This is a genomic window from Bradyrhizobium sp. LB11.1, assembly GCF_040549385.1.
GTDB lineage: Bacteria > Pseudomonadota > Alphaproteobacteria > Rhizobiales > Xanthobacteraceae > Bradyrhizobium.
On record NZ_JBEPTH010000014.1, the window covers coordinates 1 to 12,689 of the forward strand.

The 12,689-nt window shown below is 61.1% G+C and carries 12 protein-coding genes and 2 pseudogenes; 6 read left to right on the forward strand and 8 right to left on the reverse strand.

Annotated features, from left to right (window positions below; all coding sequences use genetic code 11):
* A partial coding sequence (tnpC, locus tag ABIA96_RS28815; RefSeq protein ID WP_354140427.1) for an IS66 family transposase occupies positions 1-1,032 on the forward strand: 1,032 nt, incomplete at its 5' end.
* 532 nt (positions 1,033-1,564) lie between these two features.
* A complete protein-coding gene (locus tag ABIA96_RS28820) occupies positions 1,565-3,121 on the forward strand; it encodes an ISL3 family transposase (RefSeq protein WP_354140428.1) in 1,557 nt (518 codons plus the stop codon).
* 135 nt (positions 3,122-3,256) lie between these two features.
* Here the strand turns inward: ABIA96_RS28820 and ABIA96_RS28825 are convergent.
* From ABIA96_RS28825 to ABIA96_RS28840, 4 genes and pseudogenes are all read right to left on the reverse strand, one after another.
* Positions 3,257-3,352 (reverse strand): annotated as a pseudogene (locus tag ABIA96_RS28825) (ATP-binding protein); the annotation flags it as partial.
* A gap of 69 nt (positions 3,353-3,421) precedes the next feature.
* Positions 3,422-3,775, reverse strand: a complete 354-nt coding sequence (locus tag ABIA96_RS28830) for a response regulator (protein WP_354140429.1) — start codon at positions 3,773-3,775, stop codon at positions 3,422-3,424.
* A 100-nt stretch (positions 3,776-3,875) separates the two neighbouring features.
* Positions 3,876-4,231, reverse strand: a pseudogene (locus ABIA96_RS28835) (PRC-barrel domain-containing protein).
* Positions 4,232-4,595: 364 nt separating this feature from the next.
* Entirely contained in the window at positions 4,596-4,928 is a 333-nt protein-coding gene (locus ABIA96_RS28840) for a hypothetical protein (RefSeq protein WP_354140430.1), read from the reverse strand.
* A gap of 420 nt (positions 4,929-5,348) precedes the next feature.
* Here ABIA96_RS28840 and ABIA96_RS28845 point away from each other — a divergent pair, with 420 nt between their 5' ends.
* Both ABIA96_RS28845 and ABIA96_RS28850 read left to right on the forward strand, forming a co-directional pair.
* Complete coding sequence (locus tag ABIA96_RS28845; protein WP_502918857.1) at positions 5,349-6,434, forward strand: SphA family protein; 1,086 nt, start codon at positions 5,349-5,351, stop codon at positions 6,432-6,434.
* A 144-nt stretch (positions 6,435-6,578) separates the two neighbouring features.
* Positions 6,579-7,382, forward strand: a complete 804-nt coding sequence (locus ABIA96_RS28850; protein ID WP_354140432.1) for an LssY C-terminal domain-containing protein — start codon at positions 6,579-6,581, stop codon at positions 7,380-7,382.
* Positions 7,383-7,406: 24 nt separating this feature from the next.
* Here ABIA96_RS28850 and ABIA96_RS28855 read toward each other — a convergent pair whose 3' ends face one another.
* Positions 7,407-7,754 (reverse strand): tetratricopeptide repeat protein, encoded by a 348-nt coding sequence (locus tag ABIA96_RS28855; protein ID WP_354140433.1) that lies wholly within the window; start codon positions 7,752-7,754, stop codon positions 7,407-7,409.
* Between the two features lie 1,140 nt (positions 7,755-8,894).
* Between ABIA96_RS28855 and ABIA96_RS28860 the strand changes: the two genes are divergently transcribed.
* On the forward strand, positions 8,895-9,536 hold the full coding sequence (locus ABIA96_RS28860) for a nucleoside deaminase (protein WP_354140434.1): 642 nt from the start codon (positions 8,895-8,897) through the stop codon (positions 9,534-9,536).
* Positions 9,537-9,703: 167 nt separating this feature from the next.
* On the opposite strand, the gene ABIA96_RS28865 is transcribed toward ABIA96_RS28860, so the two are convergent.
* From ABIA96_RS28865 to ABIA96_RS28875, 3 genes are all read right to left on the reverse strand, one after another.
* Complete coding sequence (locus tag ABIA96_RS28865) at positions 9,704-10,000, reverse strand: hypothetical protein (RefSeq protein ID WP_354140435.1); 297 nt, start codon at positions 9,998-10,000, stop codon at positions 9,704-9,706.
* Between the two features lie 268 nt (positions 10,001-10,268).
* The gene (locus ABIA96_RS28870) at positions 10,269-11,012 is read right to left on the reverse strand and encodes a S1 family peptidase (protein ID WP_354140436.1); all 744 of its coding nucleotides are present in this window, start codon (positions 11,010-11,012) and stop codon (positions 10,269-10,271) included.
* A gap of 446 nt (positions 11,013-11,458) precedes the next feature.
* A complete protein-coding gene (locus tag ABIA96_RS28875; RefSeq protein WP_354140437.1) occupies positions 11,459-11,920 on the reverse strand; it encodes a helix-turn-helix domain-containing protein in 462 nt (153 codons plus the stop codon).
* 296 nt (positions 11,921-12,216) lie between these two features.
* On the opposite strand from ABIA96_RS28875, the gene ybgC reads away from it, so the two are divergent.
* Positions 12,217-12,660 (forward strand): tol-pal system-associated acyl-CoA thioesterase, encoded by a 444-nt coding sequence (gene ybgC, locus ABIA96_RS28880; protein ID WP_354140438.1) that lies wholly within the window; start codon positions 12,217-12,219, stop codon positions 12,658-12,660.
* Positions 12,661-12,689: the final 29 nt, after the last annotated feature.

Consider the following 12,689-nt stretch of genomic DNA (forward strand, 5'->3'; position numbering starts at 1 on the left):
GGACGTGCGGGGCCCAAGCTGCTGGCCCATATCCTGTTCGCCAAATATGGTCTGCACCTGCCGCTCAATCGTCAGAGCGACGTCTACCAGCGCGAAGGCGTCGACCTCGATGTCTCGACGCTGGCGGACTGGGTGGGCGCTTCCGCGGCAACCCTGATGCCGCTGGTCGATGCAATCCGAAGCCACGTCTTCGCGGCCGAGCGCATCCATGCCGACGACACCACGGTGCCGGTCCTGGCCAAGGGCAAGACCCGGACCGGCCGGCTCTGGACCTATGTGCGCGACGATCGCCCGTTCGCCGGCCCAGATCCGCCGGCAGCTGTGTTCTTTTACTCGCCTGATCGTGGCGGTGCGCATCCGGAGCAGCATCTGGCGGGCTATGCCGGACTGATGCAGGCCGACGCCTATGCTGGCTTTGGCAGGCTCTACGAAGTCAATCGCAAAGGCGGCCCGATTATCGAGGCGGCATGCTGGGCACACGGCCGGCGTAAGTTCTTTGATCTCGCACGGCTCAGCAAGGCGCCGATCGCGGCCGAGGCGGTCAAGCGCATCGATGTCCTGTTCGCCATCGAGCGCGAGATCAATGGTCTTGCGCCGCAGGAGCGCCTGCGCGTGCGCCAGGAGCGTAGCCGCGCCCTGATCGTGGAGCTGGAGGCATGGTTGCGCGAGCAGCGTGCCAAGCTCTCCAGGAACAACGATACGACCAAGGCAATCAACTATTGCCTCAGCCGCTGGGATGCATTTACCCGCTTCCTTGAGGACGGACGGCTTTGCATGTCGAACAATGCTGCCGAGCGCGAACTACGGGCGGTTGCCGTGGGCCGAAGAAATTGGACCTTCGCCGGCTCCGACGAGGGCGGCCGCCGTGCGGCCGCGATCTACGCCCTCGTCGCCACCGCCAAGCTCAACGACATCGATCCACAGGCATGGCTCGCCGACGTGCTCGCCCGCCTGCCGGATCATCCCGCCAAGCGCATCCACGAACTCCTGCCTTGGAACTGGCGCCCTCAGAACATCGCTTACGCCGCCTGAGTGCTATCGGCTGCCTGCTCAAAGCGACCTGGCCAGGGGCCGTCGCCGGATGCGTACTTTTTGTTCTGCCGTAGAACTTGTGTAATCGCCGCAGCAACGTCATCCGCGTACGCCGGCTGAAGCCTCGTCCTGCCGTCGCCGAATATCGGATAAGCCGGCAGGACCCCGAAGCAGCCTGAGAATTGTCGTAAGAAAGCTGTCGTCCGACGCAAACATCACCGCTGGGCGGATGATGACCACGCCAGGGAATGCGGCCTGCACGGCCGCCTCGCCTTCGCCGCGACTGCGAATATAGGGCGAAGGCGAAGCCGCGTCGGCGCCGATTCCTGATAGGTGAACTAGCCGTTTGGCCCCGACCTGCCGCGCTGCGCGCGCGATCCTAGCGGCCGTTTCGACGTGCACCGAATTGAATGTATCGGTTCCGTGCTCGACGTACAGGCTAATTGTCAATCGGCTTGCAAATTTGGCTCTGACTCACTTTTGATGCAGTTCAAGTGATGTCTGGCGTTTTGATTGGAGGAGAATCAGCGCCATGCAGCAGGCACTCCACCGCTCCAGTCTGGTGCCGCGTGGGTTTGTTGTAGAGAGTGCGTGCTACGAGGGTGATAGAGCCATCATCACGGTCCGGGCGTCCGGAAGCGTCGGCATGTGTCCATTGTGCGGAGCGGCTTCCCGACGTGTCCACAGCCGCTATCGGCGCCGTGTGACCGATCTGCCGCTTTCGGGGCGGGTCGTGAAGCTCCTGGTGATCGCACGCCGCTTCCGTTGCGACGCCGTCCTGTGCGGACGCCAGATCTTCACTGAACGTTTCTCCGACGGGATATTGGCTTCATCAGCGCGACGCACGGCGAGGCTGGACTCTATCGTCCATCACCTTGGTCTGGCGCTTGGCGGCCGACCGGCGGCAGGCTTCGCAAAACGGCTGATGTTGCCGGTGAGCAAGGACACGCTTCTGCGCGTGGTCCGACGCCGTAGCCGTCCGCCGGCTGACCCGCTCAAGGTTATCGGCATTGATGATTGGGCCTGGCGTCGCAATCACCGCTACGCCAGCATCATCTGCAACCTGGAAAGGCGCCGGGTAGTCACCTTGCTGCCGGATCGTGAGCCCGCGACCGCCCGAGCGTGGCTCGCTGCGCATCCCACGATCGCAATCGTCGCCCGCGATCGTGGCGGCGGATATGGCGAAGCGGCGGCCAAAGCCTTGCCGCACGCGGTGCAGGTCGCCGACCGCTGGCATCTGATGGAGAACGCCAGTCGGGCCTTCCTCGATGCCGTCCGCAAATCGATGCGCCAGATTCGCACCGTCATCGGTGCGACCACGATCGATCCCCAGTTGCTGACAGCAGCCGAGCGCCTCCAGTATGAGGGCTACTTGCGCCGCGAAGAGACCAATGCGGCCATCCTGACACTGTCGAAGAACGGCATACCCATCAAGCAGATCGTGCGTCAGACTGGCCATAGCAGGAAGCTGGTACGGCAGGTGATCCGCGGCGAACGCACCGATGTCTTTCGGACCCGGCAAAGCTCGTTGGATCTGCATTTGCCATGGCTCGATGATCAGTGGGTGTCCGGCTGTCGAAACGGGGCTGAACTCTGGCGCCGCCTAGCAGCGCGTGGCTTCCGCGGCTCGCTGCGCGCCGTCAGCGAGTGGACGACCCGCAGACGTCGAGCCGAAAAGGCCGATGCACAGAACCTCCAGCGGATTCCCTCAGCCAGAACAATCGCTCGCCTCATGACCATCGGGCGGGACCTGCTCACGAAAGCGGAGACCGTCACGATCGCGGCGATCGAAGCTGGCGTGCCAACTCTGGTCGAGGCACGCGAGATCATCGCCGAATTCCACCTGATGATCCGGCGCAAGACCGAGGCTGGCTTCATCCCGTGGATCGAGCGCGCTCGCGCCAGCCTCGTCGCCTCGTTCGCCAGCGGCGTCGCGAAGGATGAGGCTGCGGTACGGGCGGCAATCACTTCACCATGGTCGAACGGACAGACTGAAGGTCAGATCACGCGGCCCAAGCTCGTTCGACGTCAAATGTACGGTCGAGGGAAAATCGATCTGCTTCAAGCCAGGTTGATCGGCGCAGAATAGTCGGCGCTGCACCAAACTTGCGTCAGAGCCCAATTTTGACCCCTTTGCGCGGCGAGCTTTGCTGGTAGCGCTCGTCTCGTCGGAGCTGGCCGGGATAGCGGAGGCGAGACGAGCGCGGGTGGCGTGATCGTCGTCTCGGCTCTTGAACCGCCAGCTATCGTTGCCGGTCTCGACGATGTCGCAGTGATGGGTCAATCGGTCGAGCAGCGCGGTGGTCATTTTGGCGTCGCCGATTTCCGGATCAGCTTGGCGCCGCCGAACTCGCCGTTCGCGCAATTCCAGCTGCGGCGTTGGCGGCGCCTACGCCTGATCCGGAGCTACCCGCCTGACGGCCCTGACGATGTCCTCCGGACGATAGGGCTTCTGCAACGTCAGACTTCCGGGCACCGGACGGGGCGCGACGGGCGAGAAGCCGGTCGCATAGATCACCGGGAGTCCGGGATCATGCTCGCGGCAGCGTTCGGCGATCTGCCATCCGTCGACGCTTCCGGGCAGCTTGACGTCCGTGATGAGAACGTCGACGACCCGCCGCCCGCACCACGCCAGCGCCTCCTCGCCATTGGCTGCATGGACGACGTGGAATCCTTCCTCTCGCAGAGCCTCAACCACGAACTCGCGGATGAGAGGGGCGTCCTCGACGAGGAGTATTCGCACCGCCGACACCTCAAATTCCTGGACAGAGCGGTTCTGCCGACGGCTGACGCCTTGATCGCCGTTGGCAAGCCCGCTTCACCGGCGGGCTTGCCGGCAAGCGTCAGAACCCGGAATAGTAATCATTTACTGCTCTCGCTCGTCCGGGGTCATCCCAATCCCAGGCGTTGTCGTTGCCATACTTTGGCGCACCCTGGAGCCTGTCTGCGGTGAGATTGGTTCGTACCCGCCAAGGCCCGTGTCGTACTTCAACGACTGCCATGGCAGCGGGTAGTGATCGTCCCCGATGCCTAGGAAGCCGCCGAAGCCGAGAACCGCGTACGATACTTGGCCGCTGACCTTGTCGATCATCACGTGCTCGATCGAGCCGATCTTCTGGGCGTCGGTGCCATAGACGGCAGTGCCTTCGACCTTGTCGCTACCGATCAGCGTTCCTGTTTCACGCCTTTCCGTTTCCATCGTCATCCTCCTTCTAGAAAGGTTGATGCAGGACAACTGAGATCGGCAGGTGCTCGTTCCTCCGCTTTCTCGCTCGCTAAGATCGACCGGTAACTGAGGCGCCCGCGGAGGGCCTCGCGCTCCTCGCAGAGGTCGTCGACCTTCGCTCTCATCCGCGACGGCAGAAGCTCCGCGGCCGCCGTCGGAACGCCGGCTCGCGCATCCGGATCGGCCGTGCTGCGCCGGGCGCGAGATGAGCGTCAGAATGTCGCCTACGTTCGCTGCGCGGGCCGACCTCCCAACTCGCTCATGAAAGCAATGAACGGAACGGCCCACGTTGCCGCATGTCCCAGCAGAACCATCGCCACGACAACCTGCGTGAGCATCATACTGACCTCCGCAAGGCGGCGGCCCAGGGCCGCCGCAGCCTCATCGGCACGCCCCCGGGGGGGGGGGGCGGCGGATCGTCGTCGCCGTCGAGCCGCCTCAGCGCGGCGAGGATGTCCGCGAGCCGGATCGTGTGGCCCATGCCGGGAATTTCGCGTAGCGCGGGACAGGATTCGACCGCGAACATGTCGGACGCCCATGACGACAGGATGATCCGCTTCTCCAGTACAGAGAGTTCGTCGTCGTTCAGGACGTCCTCCGGAGACGCATAGTGCGCTGCCGGATGGAAGAATGGATTGAGATTGCCGGTGTTCGTGTTGGCGTTGGTCATCGATTGCCTCCCTTTACCTTTACGCTCCTTTCGTCAGAAATCATGACCTTCGTTTCGCCCGCTGGTTCTGACCGCGCGCAAGCGTCCGCGGGGCCAAACCAGGATGCTTTGCTTTTGCTACCGATGTTGAGAGAAGCGATCTTGGCTGACTATGCGAAAACGGCAAAAAAGTCGCTTTGGGCGAAGCGCGTTCTCCGTCGGCAGGAAACGCTATGCAAGATCGGCAAGAACACCAGGCTGCACACTGGGAGAATGTGGCATGTAAGGCACAGTCTCCCGCTAAAGATGCATAAGCTGAAAAAGCGCCGATTCCGCATAGACGTGCTGTGGTAGCGTCTGCATCGTTTTCCGGGTCCCCACACTGCCGGATTGTTCTTCGGTTGTGGAGGGCATTAGAAGAATGGGGATCGGCAGATGCGGATGAAGGGCGGGAAGTCGGGGCCGACGGCTGGTTTCGTTTTGCGGTTGGGCGCGGCAGCAATTGCCGCCTTGCTCGTGCTCCCCAATGATGCGGCGCGAGCCGATGAGGGCGGCGTCAGCTTTTGGATCCCCGGATTTTTTGGCAGCCTCGCGGCTGTTCCCCAGCAGGCGCCGGGCTGGTCGGTGACCTCGGTCTATTATCACACTTCGGTTTCCGCCGGTGGCGACGTAGCGCGGGCACGCGAGATCACGATTGGCCGCTTTCCCGCGAATCTGACGGCCGCCGTGAACGCGAACGTCAATGCGAATGTGGATCTTGGCCTTGTGGCCGGGACCTACACCTTTGCGACACCGGTGCTGGGCGGTCAGGCCTCGGCCAGCCTGTTAGCGACCTACGGCTCCAACTCCACGTCGCTGGCGGGATCGGTGATAGGAGCTTTGACGCTCCCAGGCGGCGGCACCATCCCGTTCTCGCGCTTCGACAGCATCGACAGTTCGATCATTGCATTTGGCGATCTGATCCCGCAGTTCGCGCTGCGCTGGAATGCCGGAGTCAACAACTACATGACTTACATTACCGCCGACCTCCCAGTCGGCGCCTACCAGTCGACCCGCCTTGCGAATTTGGGGATTGGGCACTGGGCAATCGACGCGGGTGGCGGCTACACCTATTTCGATCCGAAGACCGGGCATGAATTTTCGGCGGTGCTGGGATTTACATACAACTTCGTCAACCCGTCCACTCAATATCAGAACGGTGTCGACATGCACCTCGACTGGGGTGCGTCGCAATTCCTGACCAAGCAGTGGCAGGTCGGCCTCGTGGGTTACCTGTATCAGGAGATCGGCTGCGACAGCGGCTCCGGCGATCGCGTCGGCTGCTTCCGGTCGCGGGTGGCTGGCGTCGGACCTCAGGTTGGTTACATTTTCCCGGTCGGAGACATGCAGGGGTATCTGAACCTGAAGGCCTACGGCGAATTCGCCAATGAAAATCGGCCAGCAGGCTGGAATGTCTGGCTGACGTTCAATCTTCAGCCTTCGGCGGCAACGCCGCCTACGTCCTCGAGGCCGAGGTTCACGAAATAGAAGCGCTGTGCCGCCCATCTTTGTGACGAATTGAGCATCTGGTTGAATTGTTCCTGAACCAGGCGATGAGCTTGGCGCATCTCGCACGGGATGAAGGCACACAGCAGAACGAAACTATCGCAATCAAGTCGACGGCGGCAGCGCATGAAGCGGATTGCAGGTAGGCGACGATGGTGGATCATTCCCGTGGGCGTGCTCATCGCCTACCTGATGCTGGCCTATGTCATACTGCCTGCCTTGTGGCGCCATCACGAACGCGAACCGGGTCTCGCTTCCTTAGCCATGGTGACCCATACCGCGAGCGGCATCCCAGGCGATGCGCTCAATGTCGGACTCGTCGGCAGCAAAGTAGATGTGCTGCGCGCCATGCATGCAGCCGGTTGGTTTCCGGCCGACCCAATCACGTTGCGCTCCAGCATTGAAATCGTAGGCAGCGTGGTGCTTGATCGGCCATACCATGATGCGCCTGTGAGCCCGCTTTACTACGGTGGAAAAAAGGAAGAGCTCGCCTTCGAGGAGCCGGATGGAAGGAGCGCTGATAAACGACATCACGTCCGGCTTTGGATGGTCCTTGAAAAAGGAAGCGTTGGCCGTCCGGTCTGGTTGGGGTCAATCACGCTCGACCGCGGTGTCGGTCTCAGTCACGATACGGGTCAGGTGACCCATCACATCGCCCCCGACATCGATGCCGAACGTGACCTGCTGATGCGGGATTTGCGGGAGGCAGGCATGGTACAAGACTTCTTCCAAATCTCCGGAACGGGCCCGACTTTGTTCGGCCGAAACGGCGAAGGCGATCCGTACTATACGGATGGAGAAATCCACGTCGCCACTCTGGCTGTCGATGGTGCCAAGCGATCAGAAGCGCCAGCGACGATGCCCCCACCACCGCTGATAGCCCTGAAGGATCAGGTCTGGCACGGCATCAGCAGCGCGATTAGCCAATGATCGCCCCGTTCTGCGACCGTCATGTCACTTCAAGCGTGCGCGAAGATCGTCGGTGAGGCGATTTAGTTCACAGTCATTCGGGACGAGGCGAGAGAGCCGCTCAGCGTATTCGAGGGCGGCACCGATGTTTCCGGAATCGCGGCTGAACGTGACAAGGGTGGACAGGCTGTCGCGATCGTCTGGATGCCGGACCAGATTGTCCTTCAGCACGTCAATTGATTCACCGACGCGGCCCGACGAATGCAGCGCCACGGCGTACACGTAGGCGTAGCGCGACCGATCAGGTTCGAGTTCGCTTGCTGTGCGGAACTCGTTGAGCGCGTCGTTCGGTCGTTTCTGCCTGATAAGGGTGAGCCCCAGAGCATGGTGCAAGCCGCCGTCCTGCCGTGAAGACGTGATCGCTGTTCTCAGGACGCTTTCTCCCTCGCCATCCCGGCCGAGCTACCATCTCTCGGCGATGACCAAGATGATCTCGCCTATCTTAGAATTAAGGGATCAAATGTGCCCACACTGCATTACACGGGCGCAAACGACCGAAGATGACGGATGCGGCGGCGGTAACTCCCGGTGATACGTGCCGCCGTCCGAAGCGCACTGCGCGCGCGTTATGGGCAGACCCAAGCGCCGTAGGCGTTACGATAGCAGCCGTTGTTGTACCCATAGGAGCCGTAATAACCGGCCGCTGCCGTACCCACCGCTGCCGCCCCTACTGCCGCCGCGCCAACCGCCGCTCCACGATAAGGATATCCTCCGCGCCAAGCGACGCCACGATAAGCCGCCCCGCGATAGGCGCCGCCGCGATAAGCCACGCCACGTCCCGCTACGGCACCCCCTCGGAAATGTGCCGCGCGAACCCCGCCGCCATGAAACCCTCCAGCATGAAAACCGCCGCCGCGGAAACCACCACGGGCGAGCGCGTCATCGGGGACAAAGATTGCGCCTACAAGGACGATGGCTGCAAAGCCAATCAAAGCCTTACGCAACATTGGTCATTCTCCTTTTCTAAAACTGCATGCTTGGAACAGCGGCCCTGTACATGCGGATAGGTTTTCGCCGCGCGTTGCAACTTGGCCAATCATGCCGACCTGCAATGGCTGACCGCACAGCCGGCCTTGCGCCCCGCTTTAATTTGGATGCCGATTCCCACTTTTTTGGCTTCGCGCGAGGAAACAGAACCATAATCCGGCATTGTGGGCGGCAATTGTGTGCCTGGCTATGCGTTTCCGGCCGAATTCACGCATGGTGTCTCTTCAACGAACTTCTGCTCAACGGTTCGCGCGGCTTCCTCGTGAATCCGCCCGCTTGCTGCCGGTCTCCGAGACTCCGAATCTGCATAGTCAGCACTACGAACCAAACATTAGCTTTGCATGGCTCATCGGAAGGAAAATTGTCCTGACACGATTCTTGAGGCCATTATGCAATCAAGGGCCGGAGCCTTCCTTTTAGTGCGATCGCGCAACAACCGAACGAGCGTCGCGCACATTTCGGATCGCTCAAGAGTTTGTTGCAGCCATGCGCATACCTGATCCAGAGCCAGATGCGATCATGATGCGTCGCTGCGTTGCTCTCGCCCAATCCGCGGGCAAAAGCGGGGAGTACCCATTTGCGGTCGTCATCGCTCGACGAGGCGAATTCATTTGCGAATCCCTCAATATGGTCAGGGTCGAAGGAGACGTTACGCGACACGCCGAAATGGTTGTAATTGCTTCGGCCCAGAAGAAGCTCCGCGCGACAAGCCTTGATGATTGCACGCTCTATTCAACCGTTGAGCCTTGTGCGATGTGTTCCTATGCCATCCGCGAAACCAGGATCGGACGAGTGGTGTTCAGCTTGCGGTCACCGGTCATGGGCGGCCACTCGCGATGGAAGGTTCTGAGCGATAGCAATCTGTCCTCGACGTTGCCGGAGGTGTTTGCTCGGCCGCCCATCGTCCTGTCCGGATACTTGCAACACGACGTTGAGGCGATTTTTCAGAAGCGAAATCCGCTGACCTGGCAATTTATGAAAGCTCGAAAGATCTTCGTGGCGAGTTCTGATGGCGAATCCGTCGACATTTTGAACACCAGATCGCGGCCTGGCCATTGGTCCAGTCTTGCAAACAGTCTTGCAAGCGTTGTCAGGGCTGTGGTCCTCGATCGCCTTTGGCGCGGTTAGGGATCGTCACATCGGCGGCAACGTGGTCCCCAACGCGCGTCAGCGCAACCGGCAGCAACGTCATGAATTGCAACGCCCGCCGCGCAACGGGTGCCACGTTGATCGGATGACTTGCCATGCGCTGTCTGGCCATCGGAGGGGGCTAGGAGGCTTTCACCTTGTAGCGATTAGAACTGGCCGGGCTGAGCAGGTGGACTGGGATAATCTGATCGCAAATTATTCGGGTTATTGCGATCGAACAAATCTTGCCACAGGACACAGCCGCACCTGCCGCCATCAACTGGTGGCGGAATTGTCCGCAGGTCCCGAACGACGGAAAGTGAGGAAACTGTTTCTGGCTTGGCTACACCGATTGTCTTCGGCGGCGAGACATGGCGCGGAGGAGTTGTCTGTGCCGATGCTAGACTTGTCATCCCCAATACGGCGGCGGTGATGGCGAGCACGCGCAACAGTTTGATGAGCATGATACCCCTCCGGCATAGTCAGTTGACGGCTTGTGGTGCGCCTGAAGAAGATCCGCGATCTCATCAGGCTGCCGAGTCCGCCGATAATAAGCCGCAGGTTAGCGCCGACCGCGCGTGGTTGACTATGCAGGTTCGGAATCGAGCCAGGAGTGGCCTGCCGGTCTGAGCGCGGGCTCGGGTCCATGAGGTCGGCAACGGACCGCCCACGCGTCCCGCTGGCCTCTACGTCAGCCCAAGAGACGCACCAAGGTAGCCACCCACTTGGGTCTCAGTCGGCTTGGACAAATTCGTCCAGGGCCTGGACCGGCACGGAGACGACGTTGGGCATTCCCCACGCTGTCGAGATCCGTATTTGATGGGACGCCCAGACGATGGTCTGCGTGAACACGTTGCTGATGACTGCCGCGACACGGCCGTCGCAATCGAACACTGGTGCCCCCGACGCGCCATGGCCGATGACAAGGCGGTTCTCGCCTTCATAGAATTCCAGGAGTGCCATCCCGGCGAGCTTCCCATCGTCTCCGAATCGAACAAACCGTCCTCTCACGGGATGGGGGCGGCCGGCCGGATAGGCGAGCGTCATGACCTGCTCGTCCGGCATGAGGGGTTCCCTCCGGATCACGACGCTCCGCGCGGCGGAAACGGCATGCTGGAGTTCGATGACGGCAAGTCTTTCCGCCTGGACTCCCGCCAAGCGCTGGATGCGCGCGGCGATGAAATAGCCGCCATCTCCGTCCGCGATCTCGAGCGACTTCCACTCCTCCGTCGAGAGCTTCATCCCTGTTGTGACGTGCTCGGCGGTGACGATTGTTGTTGGAGACAGGAACCAAGCGGTGCCTCGCACGCCGATAAGATCCGTACGCGCATCGCGCTCAGCATCATCGAAATGGCGCATGATGCTGACGGTCGAGTGCGCGAGCTGCGCGGGATCGATGCAAGCTGCAGGAATGACCTGTGTGTTTGCAAGCAGAACGAAGAGAGCGAGCACCCCACAACCAATGCGTCCACGCATTCCAAAGAGTCTCCCTTGCCCGTCGCAGGGGAGGGCGAACCCTGCGACCGGGCAATAGAACGCACCGGGTTATCCGGAGGTTTTTCCGGAGCTCGGGATTATTGCGCGGGGTGTCACGCTTTTGTCACAAACACCTGCGCATTCGCCGTTACGGCATCCCGGCCGCGATCGAGTATCGGCTCGCGTTCTAATTCATTAACGCTCGCGAAATCATAGGGTTCCTTGGTCGTGCGTCACTCATAGGATGAGATCGCCGATCTCCCGTCCCGACTGCGGGCAGACGACCAGGGGCAGCAATCCAGACAATCCGTCCCTGCCTCGGCCTAGCGACTTGTCCAGTTGATCGACCTCGCTGGAGATTTTTCGATGACCGCGGCGACGTCCGGATCATTCGCTTTGAACCGGGCCGGTCGCCAAGCGGTCCAGCAAGCCCCTGGACGTCTGGTTCACGCAGCCCATAGACCTGTGGCTACGAGCGAGGAGGGGCGATCGAGATGGACTTCCGGCGGATCCTGGGGCCGCCGCAAGGTGCACGATGGCGACTCTCCGAAAAGCCTGCGATAGGCGACTGAAAACCGCCCGAGCTCCCAAAAGCCGTAGTCGGTCACGATATCCGTGACGGTCGCCTGTGATGGGTCCGAGTGCAGGAGCGCGCGCCGCACGAGGTGCATTCGGCGCAAAGCGAGATAACGGATTGGCCCCATGCCCAGATGCTCTTCGCACGAGGCGCGAAGCGTTCGCTCGGCCGCCCCGATCGCCGCGCAGATTTCGGTCAGATAAAGGGGGCGATCGGGATTTGCCTCCAAGAACTCCTCAAACCGCGCGACGATAGTGTCGTGGCGATGGTTGCCGGTGGTAGGATAGCGGTGCCGAACGAAGGGGCCTGCATGCGCGTCGCCTTCGACCACAGGGTGTGTCCGAAGTGTCAGACCGACGAGACCGGTCGGCTGAGCACTCACGCCACCATACTAAGGACAAACAGGGCTCGTCGTGTCGGTGGTTGCGTATGACTACCTCCCTGGGCACCAACGCTTGGCGACACTTTTGTCTGGCTGGCCGCTATTGATCCCCGGCAGTGCTTCACACGGCAGGACGCTGGAGCTTCCGACTGCAGGAGCCAAGCCCAACAGTTTTGGGGCTTGCTCAGAAAAGTGCCTCTGTGCAAGACAATTGATTCTCGGAACCGCAATAATGGAATCGCAATGTGACAGCCTCTCTTGACGGCGAAATTCGCGACGGACGCCATAAGCTGCAGGTCCGCGTCTATTTTGAAGATACAGACTCCGGCCAAATTGTTTATCATGCGAATTTTCTGCGCTTCATGGAACGCGGCAGAACGAATTACTTGCGCCTGCTCGGAACCAATCAGCACGCGCTGCTCCAAGAAGCGCGGAACGATGCGCCCGGCTTTACCTTTGTTGTCCGTTCGATGACAATCGATTTTCTAAAGCCGGCGGTCTTGGACGACGTGCTTGACGTCGTCACGGTACCGCAAGAGGTGAGAGGCGCGTCTATTACATTGCTGCAGGAATGCAGGCGCGCAGACGATCTCTTAGTCACGGCGCGTGTACGCGTGGCCTTTATCTCAGGCGGAAAAGCACAGCGCATCCCGAAGGCGCTGCGGCTTGCTATGGAAGACCATGGGTAAACCTGCTCGCCATTCACGCCTTAGCCGTC